This is a genomic window from Bacteriovorax stolpii, from assembly GCF_002872415.1.
Taxonomy (GTDB): domain Bacteria; phylum Bdellovibrionota; class Bacteriovoracia; order Bacteriovoracales; family Bacteriovoracaceae; genus Bacteriovorax; species Bacteriovorax stolpii.
The window spans coordinates 502,100-519,025 of sequence record NZ_CP025704.1 but is presented as its reverse complement, the minus strand read 5'-3'; the positions used below and the strand labels follow the sequence as shown (position 1 = coordinate 519,025).

Sequence of the window (16,926 nt, the reverse complement as noted above, 5' to 3'; positions counted from 1 at the left end):
TAATACTCAATATTTTAAAAAATTAATTTCTACCAATTTCAAGATCTTTAATCGCCATACTCTTTGCAGTGTTCATGGCATTGATGTTAGCTTCATAGGCTCTTGAAGCTTCGATCATATTGGCCATCTCTTCCATCGTGTTGATGTTTGGGTAGGCCACATACCCTTCAGCGTTAGCATCTGGGTGGTTTGGTTCATATTTCATAATCGGCGCTTTTTTGCTGTTGGCAATTTCCGTTGCGTGAACGGCCTGCGCTTTTTCTTCCAGCTCACCTTCTAAAATCTCAGCGAAGTTCTCTCTTGCCGGCTCTGACCCAAAAACAACTTCTTTTGGCTGGTAAGGTCCGCCTTCTGCCGTTCTCGTTGTTTGAGCGTTAGCAATATTCGAAGTGATTGCTCCCATTCTTTTTTTGTTGGCAGCTAATCCTGATGAGCTAATTTTTAAACTAGTTAATAAATCCATTCATCCCCCTAAACTACTGCCCAGAACCAATGGCATATTTTAATAGGCCAAGTTTTTTGTTAATCAGCTGAACTGTGGCATCATACATAACTTTGTTTTCTGCCATTTCGGCCATTTCCTGGTCGCGGTCAACAGTGTTTCCAGTTGGATCTACGATTCCATTTGAGTCTTCGTAAATCTCTGGTTGTAAATTATTAAAACCACCGCCTCCAACATTGAAATGTTTAGAGTCGGTAGTTTTCATTGTTAATTGTTCATCTGTATCAAGAGCACGGGCCAAAGCTTCTTCGAAATCAAGTTTCTTTGCTTTGTATCCTGGAGTTTCAGCATTAGCGATATTCGATGCATGTAACTCCTGACGAAGCTGTCTGAACTTCAGTGAAGCTTGTAGGGCCTGCATTGTTTTATCGTTAATCTCCATCGTCCCTTCTCCTCTACTCTAAATTATCTTAGGTTAACGAAGTATGAAGAACCTTCAGTTCTGTACTCGTTGATCTTGTTTCTAAGAGTTCTGATTGATACACCAAGAATCTTAGCTGCTTGAGTTCTGTTTTCTGAAGTGTGGATAAGTGCTTTTTTGATCAGAAGCTTTTCAGCATCTTTAAGCGACATTAGTCTTACACCATCAGAGTCGTCTTCACTCATGAAGTTAACTGATTTTTTATCAGAAACTTCATATGCACTTTCGTCTAGTAGAGATGAATTGTTTGAGATTGAGCTAGAGATAACTTGCTTTAGCTCATGGATGTTGTTTGCCCAGTAGTGAGAATTGATTCTATCCATCGCAACTGAATCAATATTAACTGTTTCATTTTCAGTCATTTCACTCATGAAGTGACGAGCAAGACGCTCAAGGTCTTCTTGTCTTTCACGAAGTGCTGGGATTGTTACAGCGTTATTTGAGAAGATTGTATATAGACCACGGTAGAATCTTCCAGCTCCAACAAGCTTAGAAAGGTTCTTTGTTGTTGTCGCGATTAAACGAACGTCGATATCGTAGTCTTCAAGTTCATTGATAATTTTGTGAAGTCTTTTTTGGAATTCTTCATCAAGGCAGTCGATGTTAGCGAAAACAACAGTTCCTCTGTTGGCCGCTTCAAGGATCCCTTTATTGAATCTTCCAGTAGCATTGTCTCTGTGTCCAAGAATGCGGTTTTCAACTTCTTGCGCTGGAAGTGAACAGTCTACAAGCTCGAATGCTTGAGCTGATCTTCCTGAATTTTCATGGATGTAGCGTCCTAGAGTTCTTTTACCAACACCATTTTCGCCAACAATTAATACGGCAGCTTTGCTAACAGATAAGTTTCTTGCTTGCTGAACAGCTCTTTCTACTCTTGCATCTGTTCCAAAAAGTTCTACCCTAATCGCTTCCATCTGACCTCCTGTCATACGAATCTCGCTTCCATCCTGAAGCTAGTTATAAAGTTCTTTCTTTAAGATTTAGTAACCCTAGTTCACTCTTAGCTAACTCTTTCAAATAGTCTGAGGTGTTTTTATCATTAACCAGTGATGTGAAGATCTCTCTTCCCTCTTTCACTTTCTGGTTAGCCACCATCGCTTGCCCCAAAAGATAGTTCACTCGTCCTGTGTAAATCGACTTTGAGTAAGCTTTTTTGAAATCGTTAATCTTTTTTTCAAATAACATATAGTTGTTTAGTGTCCCTTTTCCGGCGGTTATTTCGATACCAAGGTAGGCAATTCTTTCCCGGACATTTTGAATATAAGCATTATCCGTGCCGAAAGAAGTGGTGTCATTTAAGATTGCCTCACTAACTTTCAAGAATTTATCAGTCTGCCCCAATTCATAGATGGAGTCAGTATAGGCCCGGATCATATCTGCTACATCCGACGGGTCGTAAATGATTCTCTGATCTTGTTTAGAGAAGAAGTTCTCCAGGTGAGTAACCGCTCCTGCATAGTCTTTTTGGTTAAAAGAAACCAGACCTTTGTAGTAATTTGTCTTGTTGTACGCTGGGAGTTTCTTCTCAAAAGCAGCAATGTTCTTTTGAACCAGATCCCAGTTTTTTAGTTTAATGTCTTTTACGATCACTAATTCGCTTAATAAGTCACTTGCCTTTAGCTCCTGGTTGCGAGCAACCCAAATAGGAAAAGTCCTGTTAGGAGTGTCTTTAAGCTTCTCAAAAGCGGCGTAAACATCGTCAAACCCTTTGTAAAGGCCAAGCTTTACATAAGAGCTTCCCACCACGAAATTCATGTATGGGTCCATGGCCACCTTATCGATGTATTTATCTTTGTACGTCTGCCATGCTTTGATAGCTTGTGAGTATTCTGCTTTTTGGTAGAAGTCCGAGATGATCCCATAAACAATCTCCGCTCCGTCACCGTCAAAAATGCGAGCGTCGATTTTTGCCATACCAATTGTTGGGATCAGGCTTAAGTAAGCTAGTGCTTCTTTGTATTTTCCATCAACGATAAGAGTTCTTAGACGAACCTGCTGAAGAAGTTTTGTTAAGTTCTTATCAGGGCTCGTTGCATTCTTATCTTGCTCTAAGAAAATTCTGATTTCTCTGTCGCGGTCATCAAGATCTCTCTTTCTCACGCTTCTAAAAGCAACGTAACGAACACGGGCTTCGTAGCTTACTTGTCCGTCAACTGAAGTATCGATTGCTCTTTTGTACAGGTCCAGAGTTTCATTGTAGTTTTTGTCCATCAAGTCTGAACAAAGGGCCATTCTTAAATAAGCATTTGAAGCTACATACTCATATGAATAATTTTTCGTGAACTCAGTATATAAGTTCATCGCTTCCTGGAAACGACCAACTCTGAAGTAAGCTTCAGCAGTGTTATACATAATAACCGGGTCGATAGGTTTAGCTAGAGCAACTCTGTTTGTTTCATAAAACGAAATCAGTGCGTTTAAATCTCCGCCTCTTAGGTAAGCGTAAGATTGGTAAGCCAGAAGAAGTTGGGCCGGAAGGATCTTCTTCATCGTCTTTTCTTGAGAAAGCTCTCTAATCTTATCAATCTGACCAAGCTTTGCCAGAGAGTTTAACATCGCTTCTGCCGGGATAATTGACTCTTCGAAATCGAAATTGTCTCTTGTTCCAGCATAATAAGTTTTAGCGATTTGAAGAATCTTAAGAGATTCATTCTTTTCGATATAATAACTTAGAAGGTATTTATAAATCGCCTTCTTTAGTTCATAGTTATCTGATTTTTCAGAAAGATTTGTGAGCATAGTCAGAGCGTTTTTGAAAAGCTCTGGATTTGGAACATCGACGTTTTCTCTTAAGATCGCGTTTGCCTTAATGAATTCTAAAAGCTCCCACTCGGCCGTAGCACCGTATTTCTCAGTGAAAAGCTTCATAGACTTGTACATCAATCCCCACTTCTTCTTGCGGTATAGATTGATTGTTAATTGAAGGTGGGCTTCTTTATCGTCTTTTTTAAAGTTGCGGTTAGCAATTGGATAGAAGATCTCAGGGATCTTCGTCTTTAAGTTCACCAATTGTTTGTAAGCTGGTGCGATAGGATCGTAATCCCAAACAAAAGTCGCTCCGTATCTAAAGTCTCTATAAGGTTTTTTTGAAGCCTCTTCTTCAGCATCCAGCTCTGCCGCTGATTTTTTGCTGATCCTAGAAGGGTCAACTACGAAACTTGAAAGAACTTTATCCGCTTCAACTTTCTTTTCCAGGGCAACGTCTGCTTTTGGCATTGGTTGCTCTTTTGCGATTACTGTTGTTACTTTTGACTTAGCTGCAACAATCTTTGGCTCAGTCATTTTCGGCGCAATCTCAATTTTAGGTGTTGGAACCGACGCCGGAGCCTTAGTCGCGACTTCAGCAGTCTTTATTTCTTCTGGCTTTAAAACGGCTGCTTTTCCTAGCGTGACGGCATCAGAGCTGTCAGTCCAGAAGTCTACAACATACTTCTTATCTCTTTCGCGGTAAAAGCTGAACATTTCAACGTTCGCATCTTTTAACTCGATTTCTACGGCCATAGCATTAAGAGCATTGGCGCCATTAGCATTATCTTTGAATTGAATAGAGTTTAAATACTGAGGATCAAGTCTTACGTCTGATAATTCGTTTTTTAAGTTGTTAAATAGCTCAACATTAAGAGTCTTAATAACAACTTTATTTCCAACTTTTGAGAATTGAAGCTGGTCTCTGCCAGTAAAAAGGTTCCAACGAAGATAGGTCGTCGCTTTTTCTTGGTCTAAAAGTGCTTGTGAAAAGGCATTATTTGCCAGAACAATGGCAAAGACAAAAACAATCGTCAAAAATTTGAAGAATTTTTTCTGTGGGCACATTTTCACGAAACATCCTGTTCGCATCAAATTGTCCTAAAGTTTAAGGCTGTATTTGTCCTCTTCATCCTGAAGTGACTTCTTATTAATCTTACCCTTTTTTGGATTTTTTAAAAGGAAAATTTTTCTCGCAGGCATAAAATGCCGGGTCAATTCCTTGACAGATGAAAGAAATAATCTATTTACAATCATTTAGAAGAACCTTCTAATAAAGGTAATAAATTTGGCAGTAACCGAGTACTTTAGACTGTTTTATGAAAAACTTCTTCCTTATATCACTCCTCTTTATAATCGCTTGTTCATCAAGTGAAACCGACAGCGGTGCTTATACAAAAAGTACTACTGTAGAAAACAATTTAACTAAAACACTCAAAGCTCCGTGGAAAGAAGTCGACAATCAAGGTTCAGACCTTGCTTTAAGCAATACAAAAACAAACAGCTTCTTTATCTTTAATAGTGCTTGCAGAAGATACGATCAAAGTAATCTGCCAACTCTTACGAACTCTATCTTAAGCGGCATCAGCAATGTTGAGATTTCAGAGAAAACCATCGTTTCTCATCAAGGAAGAGATGCTTCTCTTGTTATTGCCAAAGGTGCAGTCGATGGTGTTGAAAGATACTTCCGAATTTTAACAACTCAGAAAAATAACTGTATTTATGATTTCGCTCTTATCTCTACAGGTCAAAAGAACCTGGATAAAGATACACCTGACTTTAATAAATTCATTGAACTGTTAAAATTAAACTAAATGAAAGCATTGATCCAAAATACAATTGACCGAAGAATCGAAAAGGCCCGTGAGTTTTTTATTTTCATGGGCGAAATTTTCGAGCTTCTCTACCAAACGATAAAATGCACTTTTAGCGGAAAATTTTATGTTTCAAGACTAATGGAGCAGATCAACCAGCTGGGCTTTGGCTCAACTTCTATTACTGTAGTTATCGGATTAACCATGGGTCTGGTTATGACCCTGAACTTTGGTTATGGTTTAACAAAATTTGGTGGGACTCTTTATGTTCCGGCCGTTGTGTCTTTATCTCTTGCCCGTGAGATGGCCCCACTCTTTACTTCCCTGCTGGTTGCCGGCCGGGTCGGTTCAGGGATCGCTGCGGAAATCGGAGCGATGAACGTCACTCAACAAGTAGATGCCATTAGAGCACTGGGAACATCGCCTGTCAGAGTCCTGGTTGTCCCTCGTTTTTGGGCACTGGTTATTTCGCTTCCTTTATTATCGGCCCTTTCATTTGCTGTCGGGATTTTCGGCGGAATGATCGTTTGTATGTCTGAATTCGACATCATTCCTGGCTTTTACTTTTTCAAAGTTTTTTCAACCGTAAAGTTTTACGACTATATGTCAGGGATTGTGAAGTCTGCGATCTTCGCCGGAATCATCACGATCTTTGCCTGCTACAAAGGTCTTCATACCAAAGACGGAACAAAAGGAGTTGGAGTCTCAACCACATGGGTTGTAGTGACTGCTTCTATTTTGATTCTGATCACAGATTTTTTTATCAGTAAAATCTTCCTGGTTATCTGGGGATAAAATGAGCGACGTAATATTAGAGCTAAAAGACATTCATAAAAGCTTTGGAGACAACGCCGTTCACCGCGGGATCAATCTCACTCTTAGAAAAGGAGAGAGTCTCGGTCTTTTAGGGGGCTCAGGAACAGGTAAGTCTGTTCTTCTTCGCTCGATCATTGGGCTTGAGCGCATTGATAAGGGCCAGATCCTTTTTCACAACGAACGTTTTGATCACCTGGACGAAGATGACCTGACTCCTTATAGAATCAAAATCTCCTACTCTTTCCAGAGTGGGGCCCTCTTTGATTCAATCAATGTTTTTGAAAACATCGCCTACCCTTTATTTGAACACACTCGTTTTAGTTACACACAAATCAAAGATAAAGTCGCCCAGATGCTAAAACTTATCGACCTCCCGGGAAAAGAAGAAATCATGCCTTCTGATTTGTCCGGAGGGATGCAAAAGCGCGTGGGAATGGCCCGTGCTATGATTTTAAATCCTGAAGTCGTTCTTTATGATGAACCAACTGCAGGTCTTGATCCGGCCAACACCCTGAACGTTGTCTCGCTTATGCAGCGTCTGAAAGAAAAAGGCCTGGCCTCTATTTTTGTTACTCACGACATCCCTTCAGCATTGAGCCTTTGCGATCGCATTGTCGTTCTCTACCAAGGGAAAATTATCTTTGATGATACCCCTGAAAAATTTCAAGCTTCTAATGACCCTGTTGTTATGAAGTTTCACGTGCATAAGGAATAGATTATGTTTAAGCCATCTGATAAAAAAAATTATCTTATCTCTGGTATTTTCATCTCGGTCCTCCTGGTGGTTGTGATGGTGACAGTCTTTATGCTCAATAAAGAGAACCCGCTTTTTTCCAGCAAGGTTTATATCAGCACTGAAGTTAAGAGTGCTCAAAACTTAAAAGAAGGGGCAGCTGTTCAACTGAGAGGGATTAAAGTTGGAAGTGTAAAGTCGATCGACTTTAAAGACCTGGACACTCTGATCATTACTATTGGTGTAACTGAAAAATACAGCACATGGATTAAACAAGACTCAACAATGACTTTTAAAACTCAAGGAGTTTTAGGGGATAAATTCCTTGAGATCTCGGGTGGAACAGACTCTGCTCCTGGAATCAAAGACGGTGACGTTCTAGCGACCAATGAAGCTTCTCAAATTGATCACATCATCACTAAAAGTGAAGACCTAGTGGTTGCAGCAGGCAGCATCCTGACGAAGTTTGATAAATTAGTCTCAAGCATTGAAGACAGAAGATTGGATAAAATCCTAAGCAACATCGAAAGCCTGACTGCCAATAGTAATAAGGTGATGATGAGCTTAAACGACAAAAATCTTGGACAGTCGCTGGCAAATCTTAAAGCTTCAAGCGAATCTATCAGCCGCATGACAAAAAGAATTGAAGAAGGACCAGGAACTCTCCACGCGCTCATCTACGATCAAGGCCTGCATGAAGACCTAAGGTCGCTGGTTGGTGGGGCCAATAGAAACAAGGTTCTTAAATTCTTTATTAGAGAATCTATTAAAAAAGAAGATAATAAGTAATCTATTTTTTCTTCAGGAAATTCTGGCAATCACCATACACTAAGAAACTCTTAATGCGCTCGACCTGGTAATAATAGTAATCACTAAACACACAAAGGTCCGGCGCAAACGGGTGCGGATGAAAATCCACCACCATATATCCTGCTTTACATTCAGGTGAGAAAATTTGGTAGCGGTCATCACCACCTTCAATCCTATGCATTTTAAATTCTTTTACTGGCGTTTTAAACGTCATGTGTTTTTCAATACGTTTTCTCATGTCATCCTTGCATGTATTTCTCGTGGTAAAAGCATCAACCATAGCCTCAACCAGCTCCTGAGAACGAACGTAAACCGGCAGCTTAAATAGATCTTTATACTCATTGATCTTCTTTAGATCTTTTTTCGACAGTGGAGAAAAGGGACGAGACTTCTCCCACCCATAACCCCATCTCCATGTAGTTTTAATTTTCGGAGTCCCACCAAGTGAAACACCATAATAGAAAATGGTACTTAGCCAATTCCCCATTTTGTTTTTTTCCAGGCAGGCCTTAAAGGCCATATCAGTCTTCTCTTTTTCTTCTACTGTTCCACCCTTCCAATAGTTGATATCGTGAGGAATACAACAATTAAGCCAGTCATTATTGCTAAAAGGCTCTGAATCCGGAACCATCGAACAGCCATCCGACTCAAAGGGATTAAGCCTGTTTTCCTCTTCCCCAAAGACCTGTGAGTTCATAAATAGCATTGCGAATGCCAGCAATAGTGTTTTCATATGACCTAAGCTATTGCAAAGAAACGACCAAACTCCCCTCCTAAACATATCCAATAGATAGTCCCCTGTCCCAAGTGTGTCTGATGCTGTGTCATTGGTCATATGCCTAAAAGATAAACATCAAAATTCACCTGTAAATTCTTCAATTCCCTTGAGAAGAAACCTTCTTAGGAGTACACATGCCCTATATGAAAAACGTAGTGATGGGAACTCTTTTACTGGCCCTGGCCGGATGTAATTTTATCGATCCTGATAAAGGCCCGCTTGCTTTTTCATCGGGCAAAACAATCATCAATCCAATCAAAACTGACACTGATAAACCTGAGACTGAAGTTGAAAAAGACCTCGTGTACCTCGACATCAAAAAGAACCTTTTTGATATGAGTTGTACGAGATGCCACAACCCTGAAAACGCCGTCAAAAAAGGCCGTCTCGATTTAACAAAGAAGGAATTGATCTTGGAAAATTACGACGACATCATTTACCGCATGACTGATGCTTTCGATCTTGGCATAGATTATATGCCACCTAGAGGAAACCGCGTGTCTCCAGAGGTCATTAAACAGCTTAAAGCATGGAAGGCAGATCAGGCTTACCTAAACATCCAAAAGACGGTTTTTGAAGCAAGCTGTACAAAATGTCACAACCCAAACAACAAACGCCGAATGGATTTAACTTCGAAAGAAGTTATCGTTGAAAACTACGATAAAATCCTCTATCGCATGACTGATGCTTTCGAAGAAATGAACCGCCCGATGCCACCGATTGGAAAAGGCGAAAGAGTTTCTGCTAAGTTGGTTGAAGAACTTAAGGCCTGGAAAGCTTCTCTTTAATAAAAAAACTCTGACGAAATAAAAAAGGCCGCTTTAAGCGGCCTTTTTTTGTTTAACTATTTTACTAGTTTGTAATTGATTGTTTCTGACCATGGGTGTGAGTGACATGTATCGTTTGTCACTTCAGTGTCTACAGATACAGCTAAAGATTCTGCACTGATTTCACCGTAGGCAAGTTGTCCTTTAACGTTAAGCTTTGCAGAGATCCCGTCTCCACATCCTGACTCCCAAATATCAACCAGAACAGCTTCTGCCTTAAAGTTAAGTCTGTCTTCGTTGTGACGGCTAGTTTCCGTGATTTTTAGAGCAGCAGGAAAGCTTCCATCTAAGCTTACAACATCTAATTGATTGTAAGTTGTTCCATCCACGATTGATTCAAGACAAAGTACACTTGGCACTTTGTATGGAGTAGCAGTTTCTGCTTTGTAACAAGTTGTTCCGAATGCAAGAGCTGGCATAGCTAATAAAAAAGCGATTAGTTTCATAAATCCTCCAATTTTTTGTTGGAGGACTTATAACTTATAAAGTGCGTTTTTGAGTATTAAGATTCAGTTAATATTTAATTTAACTGTAGGAATCCTTTCTTTTTCATCTTTTCAATTAACGTCGTGCGGTTCATTGAAAGAAGTTTAGAGGCTTGATTCTTATTTCCACCAGTTACTTCAAGGGCCTGGTTAATGAGCGAGTCCTCGATGTCTGAAAGAAGCTGCTTAAGGTCAACTCCCTCGTCTGGTAAAGAAATAATATTTTTATAGGCTTCGACGTTTTGTGGAGACGTCTTTAAGAATTTTGCTGGAAGGTCTGAAACCTTAATCTGGTTTCCACCTTTTAAAATGACTAATCTTTCAATGAGGTTTTCCAGTTCACGAACGTTTCCTGGCCAGTCGTACCCGATAAGAAGCTCTAGTGTTTCATCATCAAACTCAATATTGTTTCTTCCATCCGCACTTACGAATTTCGACAGGAAGTACGAAATCATTAGCGGGATATCTTCGCGACGCTCACATAGTGCCGGGATCTTAATCGGAATAACATTTAAGCGGTAGTATAAATCTTCTCTGAAATTTCCTTCAGAGACAGAGTCTTCAAGATTTCTGTGAGTCGCAGTGATGATACGAACATCGATTTCAGTTGTTTCAGTTGACCCAACTCTCTCGATCACTCTGTTTTGAAGCACGCGAAGAAGTTTTACCTGAAGAAGAAGCGGCATATCCCCGATTTCATCCAGGAAGATCGTTCCTCTGTGGGCCATTTCAAAACGTCCCTTGCGAGAAGAGATCGCTCCAGTGAAGGCTCCTTTTTCGTGTCCAAACAATTCACTCTCTAAAAGCTCCGAAGGAATCGCTCCACAGTTTACTGAAACCATGTTGTGCGCTTTTCTTGGAGAAAGATTGTGAAGAGCGTTCGCTACCAGTTCCTTCCCAGTCCCTGACGGTCCAGAGATAAAAACAGTTGAATCACTCGCTGCTACTTTTTTAATGCGTTCAAAAACCTGCTTCATCTGCTTAGAGCGCCCAACCATGCCACAGAAAATATCATCAGGCCCTGGTGCTTCGATCTTAAACTTTGATTGGAACAAGTGAGGCGCTTGAGTCGACTGCGAGACAACCGACTTCTGGGCCATCGTTTCAGCGGCTGCAAAGGCAGAAGCTGGAACGTTTAATTTTTTGGTGAAAGCCTTCGTTACCAGGTCAGTTAAGACATCCAGCTCGAAAGGTTTTGTTAAATAGTGGAAGACCCCTTTTTTAGTTGCATTGATGGCCGTCTCAATTGAAGCGAAGCCTGTCATAACGATTGAAACAAAGTGGTGTCCACGCTCTTTTAAAAGATCGATAAGAAGAAGTCCATCTGATCCACCAGCTTCGAAGCTGATGTCTGTGATTAAGCAAAATGGCTTTTGGTTAACAACTGTTTCTGCTTTGATTTTTTTATCGAGTTCTAAAAGGCATTCAGTGGGAGTAAGGAAAAAGTGAACATTGAGATTGAGTTTTCTTTCCAGGTATTTCTTAATCGTCGTTCCTAAAACGCGATCATCTTCGACCAGATAAATATCCGGGAGCTTCATTTGATTTGTCAGCCCAGACCCCTTTTGATCCCTCGTGGGATCTTGTTCGTAAGAAGTATGGAGAAATTGAAAATCATTCACTCTTCGCGTCCTTGAAAGAAATTATGAAATTAAAGCTTTACCAAAAAGGTCAATCCATTTGACCTCGTAGAAAAATGCTAGCAATGAAATGGAGTCAGTGTCAATTTCTCAACATCCGAATTTAAACAGGGCAACAATTTCCGACTGATTTGATAAGATAGGCTAACTAGCTAAAAGCTTGAGTTAAATTCTTTGTTATTCCATCTGGTCCACCCATCGCAAAATAAACGGCGATAGCTGTAAGACAAAATAAGGTTATTCCTACCCAAAAATACGCAATGTCTCGGTAGTCCTTCAACCAAAATGTATAAGCGAAGTGTAAGCTGATGAGCCCTGAAGGCACGGCCCAAAATGGAATATATTTACAAGTGAAAAGAACGATGTCGAAGATATTCAAAGAAGCTGCCTCATCTGGTTACTGTCTCAGTCTTAGGCGCTTCTGGGCGAGTGTTTTCCAGCTCAGTGTTTGGCTTAGCCTTTCTCTTTCCATCGAAGTTTTTATCAACCACTGGACCTGGAGTTTTTGTTGTGACGGCCGAAAGAGTATTACTACACGCAACCGCTTCCAGACTTTTTAACTCTTCCATTTCCTCTTCTTCAGCGGAGTTCATGCACTTCTTCACTTCTTTACACTGCTCTTTTTGAACTTCCATTGCATCCTTTTCCTTAACAACTTCTTTGCCGTTAATCACAACTTTATAGGTCGTCGGAATGTCCAGGTTACATGAGCCATCAAGCACAGCTGGAGAGCGCGAATTCTCTGCGTGAGCCGAAAAAGAAAGTATGAATGTGAATAATAAGAATTTATTCATCTCTAAAATGTTGCCATTGGATTGTTTAAGGAGCAAGGGGGGAAGCGTTGCCCCTCTAAAGTTTATTCAATAATTTAGATAAAAAAAAAGCCCTCTTTCGAGGGCCTTTTATCAGAAATTAGAAGTGTGATTTTAATTCTTCTAGACGGTCTAGTTTTTCCCATGGGAATAGATCGCGTCCAAAGTGACCGTAAGCAGCTGTCTGAGAGTAGATCGGTCTTAGAAGATCTAGTCTTTGGATGATAGCCTTTGGTCTCATATCAAACATTTCGTTGATAACAGCGTTTAGCTTAGTCATATCAACTTTTTCTGTTCCGAATGTATCAACTAGGAAAGAAACTGGCTTAGCAACACCAATTGCGTAGGCAACTTGTACTAGAGCTCTCTCAGCAAGACCAGCAGCAACGATGTGCTTCGCTACGTGGCGAGCAGCGTATGCAGCTGAACGGTCTACTTTTGAAGGATCTTTACCAGAGAAAGCTCCACCACCGTGAGCTCCGTGACCACCGTAAGTATCTACGATGATTTTTCTTCCAGTAAGACCACAGTCTCCCATTGGTCCACCAATAACGAAACGACCTGTTGGGTTAATGAAGATTTTAGTGTTGTTATCGATTAGGTTAGCTGGAACAACTTTGTTGATAACTTCAGCTCTAACACCTTCTTCGATTTGTTTAAGAGTCATTTCTTCTGCGTGCTGAGTAGAAACAACGATAGCATCTAGACGAGCTACTTTTCCATTCACGTACTGAGCAGAAACTTGAGTCTTACCGTCAGCGCGAAGAAGTGGAAGAGTTCCATTCTTTCTAACTTCAGAAAGTCTACGAGCTAAGTTGTGAGATAGATCGATTGTAAGTGGCATGAAGCTAGCTGTTTCGTTAACTGCGTAACCAAACATTAGACCTTGGTCCCCAGCACCTTGTTCAAGGTACGTCCCTTCGTTTTCGTTAACACCTTGAGCGATATCTTGAGACTGCTTTCCAAGAGCAACAGTCACACCACAAGTATGAGCGTCGAACCCTTTTCTTGAATCATCGTATCCGATGTTCGCCACAGTACTTCTTACGATTTTTTGGAAATCAACGTTAGCGTTTGTTGTCACTTCACCTGCTAGAACAACTAGACCAGTAGTGATTAGTGTTTCACACGCAACACGTGATTTTGGGTCTTGAGCTAGCATTGCATCCAATACCGCATCAGAGATTTGGTCAGCGATTTTATCCGGGTGACCTTCAGTAACAGACTCAGATGTAAAGATGTAATCTTTTAACATAAACGTTTCTCCGCAAATTACAGGTAAATAAATCCTACCTAAATAAATAATACTCTAGTGTATTTCGTGGGAATATACACCCACTAATGGCCTTGAGCAACTATTTTACAGGAGCGAAATAACGAAATTGATTGGGGTTACGGTAGTAATAAACCTGTTTAGGGTTACTAAAGTCGACCACATAGGGCCTTCCCTGGATTTCCACTACCAAATAGGTCTTTTTCTTATCGGCCACCGTGAAGTCATACAGGAATTTATAGCGATCCTGTTTGAAGAGTTCCGCGAGTTTTTTAGTGTTGCGGGTCAGTTTACCAGGTACTTCACCCAGAGGTTTATAGCCGTCCCACAGAGAGTCCATTTCAATACGACCGTACATGCTCATGCGCGAAAAATAACGAAGGGCCGGAAAGTTCTTGCGAGGGTTATTTAAAAGCTCAAGAGCAATGCGCACATTTTCTCTTCTCAAGAACTGGCCCACTTTAGTCATATCAGGACAGTAAATATGAAGGTTTCCCGGAATATAAAAATAAGTAAACGAAAACTCCCCTTCCTTGAAAAGAACGTTGAGCCATTTGTTGTCCTTGGTCTTCATGTCTTTTGGGAGGTAATCAAAAATGGAATCAGCTGAACTGATTTCACTATAAACCGGATGAGAGAAACGATTAATCACAACTTGGGCCACATCTCTTCTTTCCAAAGCATCCGGGGCATCAATGCGCCCAACCTCTGCATAGAGAATCGTTTCAATTGCGTATAGGTATTGAAAGAGCTCTGATTTTTTTGACCAGTATGTGTAGGCTTCAGCTTCCTTCTTTAAAACAAATTCTTTTAAATTATATAAAGAGCGGGCCCTATCCTCTAAAATTGTAGCGATATCTGCAGCGCTTACTGCTCCATCTGATTTAATCTTTTTTCCATCGGCCAGGTCTTGATAAAAAGTTAAACTGCGCTCTGTCCTTGAGGCCCATTCATCATAACGAGATACCAGCGTTTCCTTACCTAAATCCAGCAGTATTTTAAAATTAGTCAGAACATATTTAAAATCTGCTCTTTCATTATCAGTTAAAAATGTGCGGTTTTTGTCTTTATTGAGAGAAAGATAAAGTGTATCAAACCCGGCACGGATAACAGAATCATTGCGAGTCAGGTTTTCATCGTAAGAACCATCCTGAACAATACGGCGATAAAGATAAATAGAGTTCGCTTTTGCCCTGGCTTCTTTCGTATTCATTCCTTTAAATTTTTCGTATTCTGCACGAAGCTCCAAATGATCCAGAGGAAATTTAAAACTCTGCAAGTAAGGAGCTGCATTTTTAAGATTTTCAACTTCCTTCATCATTTGAGCGAACTGCTTTTGAGCACGTTCTTCAATATCTTTTTTCTGGTCGTTAGTTTTAGCAAAAAAGAAATCTTTCTTGGCTTCTTGTAAAACCTGAACCTCGTTTTCAATTCGTTTTAAAATCTGTAGCACTTCTTCAAAACTTGGAGTCTTTTTAATCAACTCTGACTGCGTTTTAATCCAGGCGATTTTTTCTTTGATTAGAGGGAGGTTTGCTTTAACCGTTTTTTGATCTACTTTTTGATCAAACGCTACAGGGATAAAGTTCCCGTCACCACGGTACTTCACATCCAGGTCTTTATAGGTCTGTTCAGTGGCCAGTCCACAAGTTGTCTCAGCATACTCTTTTTGGATTTTTAAGTACTCTGTCAGTACCGCTTGGTCGAGTTTGCTCTTCGCCCATAATTCCTGGGACGCAAACAAGAGCGAAATGATGTGAACAAAAAAATACATTCTTATTTAGAAAGATTTTTAACGAAGTCAGACTCCCAAAGCCCCAGACAAGTTCCGTTACTTAAAATAAGTACGACGTTTTGTGGCCCGGTGATTTTTTCAATCTCAGTCATCAATTCATCAAGGGTCCCGACAACACTTCCCGGTCTTCCCGATTTCTTAACTTCTTCAACGATTTTATAAATGTCCAGGTCACCAACGTTTTTAACACTTGTTGGTCTTGTTGGTTTAGTGAAAATAACCGAAGCTGCTCGTCTTAGAGATTCTTCAAACTCTTTCTGGAAAATCGCACTTCTTGCTGTCGCCGAATTTGGCTCCATAATAACGTGAATATTTTTTCCAGGGTATTTTGTGATGATTCCATCAAGAGTTAATTCAACTGCACGTGGGTGATGAGCAAAGTCATCGATCACCAGAGCACCTTTATACACTCCGCGAACTTCCTGACGACGCTTAACCATTTGCAGGTCTTTGATGGCGTTGGCAATTTCTTCTTTAGTAAAACCTTCTGTGAGAGCATAAATGATAACAGCAGCAAGGTTTAAAACGTTATGCTTTCCAATCAAGTTTGTTTGGAAAGTGTATTCTTCTTTATTAAGTTTTAACTGGAATGTTGTTCCTGATGGATCGGCCGATAAAATTTTTGGTCCAACCTCAGAATTCTCGCCGTACTTCATCCAACGAGTCTTATCACCGTTGCTGAATTCACTAAAAAGTTCATTCGCTGCCACATAGTCAGATGTGATGATGAATTTCTTTTCAATATGTGGGATGGCCGCTCTAAATTGATCCTTGATTTCTTCAACTGAGTTAAAAATATCAGCGTGATCAAATTCAAGAGAAGTTAAAATCAGGTTATCAAGAGAGTATGACCTGAACTTAGAGATCTTTTCGAAATAAGCAGAATCATATTCATCTGATTCAATGAAGAAGTACTTCCCACTTCCTAGCTTTGAAGAAGGACGCCCTTCCATGACCCCACCGATTAAATAACCAGGAAGTGCATTTAGATTTTCAAAAACTTGTGTAGCTAAATAAGTTGTCGTCGTTTTACCGTGAGTTCCGGCAATTCCGATAACATTCACATCACTTAAAACCAATGCACCAATGGCCGTTGGGAAAGATGAAAAATTCACACCAAGCTCTTCAATCATGCGCGCATCAGGTCCGCCATTTGGAACAACGTTACCGACAACAATCAGGTCAAATGACTTTAAAAACTCCTGAGTGATTTTATCAAGCTTATGTAATGGGATACCAGTTGACTCAAGATAAGTGCTCATCGGTGGATAAAAATTAATATCCCCACCTTCAACGTCATATCCTTTTTCTTTTAACAAACAAGCGGCAGCTCCCATTCCGGTTCCGCACACTCTGTAAAAAAACACTCGCTTAATATCTTTTTGCAGCTTTCTTAAAGCACTATAGTCAAGTTTGTTTGCTAAATTCATGAGTTTTCCTGTCAGGTATAAGTGAATTCTACCTGTATCTTAACA

16 protein-coding genes are annotated in these 16,926 nt (G+C 40.3%); 5 read left to right on the top strand and 11 right to left on the bottom strand.

Annotation, left to right across the window (positions count from 1 at the left end):
- Positions 1-22 precede the first annotated feature (22 nt).
- The 4 genes from flgC to C0V70_RS02410 are packed head-to-tail and all read right to left on the bottom strand — an operon-like array spanning position 23 to position 4,742.
- Positions 23-463, bottom strand: coding sequence for a flagellar basal body rod protein FlgC (gene flgC, locus C0V70_RS02425; RefSeq protein ID WP_102242273.1), 441 nt, complete (start codon positions 461-463; stop codon positions 23-25).
- 13 nt (positions 464-476) lie between these two features.
- A complete protein-coding gene (flgB, locus tag C0V70_RS02420) occupies positions 477-884 on the bottom strand; it encodes a flagellar basal body rod protein FlgB (protein WP_102242272.1) in 408 nt (135 codons plus the stop codon).
- A 23-nt stretch (positions 885-907) separates the two neighbouring features.
- On the bottom strand, positions 908-1,837 hold the full coding sequence (locus C0V70_RS02415; protein ID WP_158649532.1) for a sigma-54-dependent transcriptional regulator: 930 nt from the start codon (positions 1,835-1,837) through the stop codon (positions 908-910).
- A 43-nt stretch (positions 1,838-1,880) separates the two neighbouring features.
- On the bottom strand, positions 1,881-4,742 hold the full coding sequence (locus C0V70_RS02410; RefSeq protein WP_158649531.1) for a tetratricopeptide repeat protein: 2,862 nt from the start codon (positions 4,740-4,742) through the stop codon (positions 1,881-1,883).
- Between the two features lie 245 nt (positions 4,743-4,987).
- On the opposite strand from C0V70_RS02410, the gene C0V70_RS02405 reads away from it, so the two are divergent.
- From C0V70_RS02405 to C0V70_RS02390, 4 genes are read left to right on the top strand one after another with little or no spacing between them, the layout of a single operon-like run.
- The gene (locus C0V70_RS02405) at positions 4,988-5,482 is read left to right on the top strand and encodes a hypothetical protein (protein ID WP_102242269.1); all 495 of its coding nucleotides are present in this window, start codon (positions 4,988-4,990) and stop codon (positions 5,480-5,482) included.
- On the top strand, positions 5,483-6,277 hold the full coding sequence (locus C0V70_RS02400; protein ID WP_208107777.1) for an MlaE family ABC transporter permease: 795 nt from the start codon (positions 5,483-5,485) through the stop codon (positions 6,275-6,277).
- A 1-nt stretch (position 6,278) separates the two neighbouring features.
- On the top strand, positions 6,279-7,013 hold the full coding sequence (locus C0V70_RS02395; RefSeq protein ID WP_102242268.1) for an ABC transporter ATP-binding protein: 735 nt from the start codon (positions 6,279-6,281) through the stop codon (positions 7,011-7,013).
- Positions 7,014-7,016: 3 nt separating this feature from the next.
- Positions 7,017-7,820, top strand: coding sequence for an MlaD family protein (locus C0V70_RS02390; RefSeq protein WP_102242267.1), 804 nt, complete (start codon positions 7,017-7,019; stop codon positions 7,818-7,820).
- Between the two features lies 1 nt (position 7,821).
- On the opposite strand, the gene C0V70_RS02385 is transcribed toward C0V70_RS02390, so the two are convergent.
- Positions 7,822-8,574: a hypothetical protein gene (locus tag C0V70_RS02385; RefSeq protein WP_102242266.1), complete on the bottom strand. Its 753-nt coding sequence runs from the start codon at positions 8,572-8,574 to the stop codon at positions 7,822-7,824.
- A 179-nt stretch (positions 8,575-8,753) separates the two neighbouring features.
- Here C0V70_RS02385 and C0V70_RS02380 point away from each other — a divergent pair, with 179 nt between their 5' ends.
- Complete coding sequence (locus tag C0V70_RS02380) at positions 8,754-9,407, top strand: c-type cytochrome (RefSeq protein WP_102242265.1); 654 nt, start codon at positions 8,754-8,756, stop codon at positions 9,405-9,407.
- Between the two features lie 56 nt (positions 9,408-9,463).
- Here the strand turns inward: C0V70_RS02380 and C0V70_RS02375 are convergent, their stop codons facing one another.
- The 6 genes from C0V70_RS02375 to C0V70_RS02350 all read right to left on the bottom strand — a co-directional run bounded on the left by C0V70_RS02375 (position 9,464) and on the right by C0V70_RS02350 (position 16,881).
- The gene (locus C0V70_RS02375) at positions 9,464-9,892 is read right to left on the bottom strand and encodes a hypothetical protein (protein WP_102242264.1); all 429 of its coding nucleotides are present in this window, start codon (positions 9,890-9,892) and stop codon (positions 9,464-9,466) included.
- Between the two features lie 74 nt (positions 9,893-9,966).
- Entirely contained in the window at positions 9,967-11,553 is a 1,587-nt protein-coding gene (locus tag C0V70_RS02370) for a sigma-54-dependent transcriptional regulator (RefSeq protein WP_208107776.1), read from the bottom strand.
- A gap of 407 nt (positions 11,554-11,960) precedes the next feature.
- Entirely contained in the window at positions 11,961-12,365 is a 405-nt protein-coding gene (locus C0V70_RS02365) for a hypothetical protein (RefSeq protein WP_102242263.1), read from the bottom strand.
- A 118-nt stretch (positions 12,366-12,483) separates the two neighbouring features.
- On the bottom strand, positions 12,484-13,638 hold the full coding sequence (gene metK / locus C0V70_RS02360) for a methionine adenosyltransferase (protein ID WP_102242262.1): 1,155 nt from the start codon (positions 13,636-13,638) through the stop codon (positions 12,484-12,486).
- A 100-nt stretch (positions 13,639-13,738) separates the two neighbouring features.
- Positions 13,739-15,430: a hypothetical protein gene (locus C0V70_RS02355; RefSeq protein ID WP_102242261.1), complete on the bottom strand. Its 1,692-nt coding sequence runs from the start codon at positions 15,428-15,430 to the stop codon at positions 13,739-13,741.
- A gap of 2 nt (positions 15,431-15,432) precedes the next feature.
- Complete coding sequence (locus C0V70_RS02350; protein WP_102242260.1) at positions 15,433-16,881, bottom strand: UDP-N-acetylmuramate--L-alanine ligase; 1,449 nt, start codon at positions 16,879-16,881, stop codon at positions 15,433-15,435.
- Positions 16,882-16,926 lie beyond the last annotated feature (45 nt).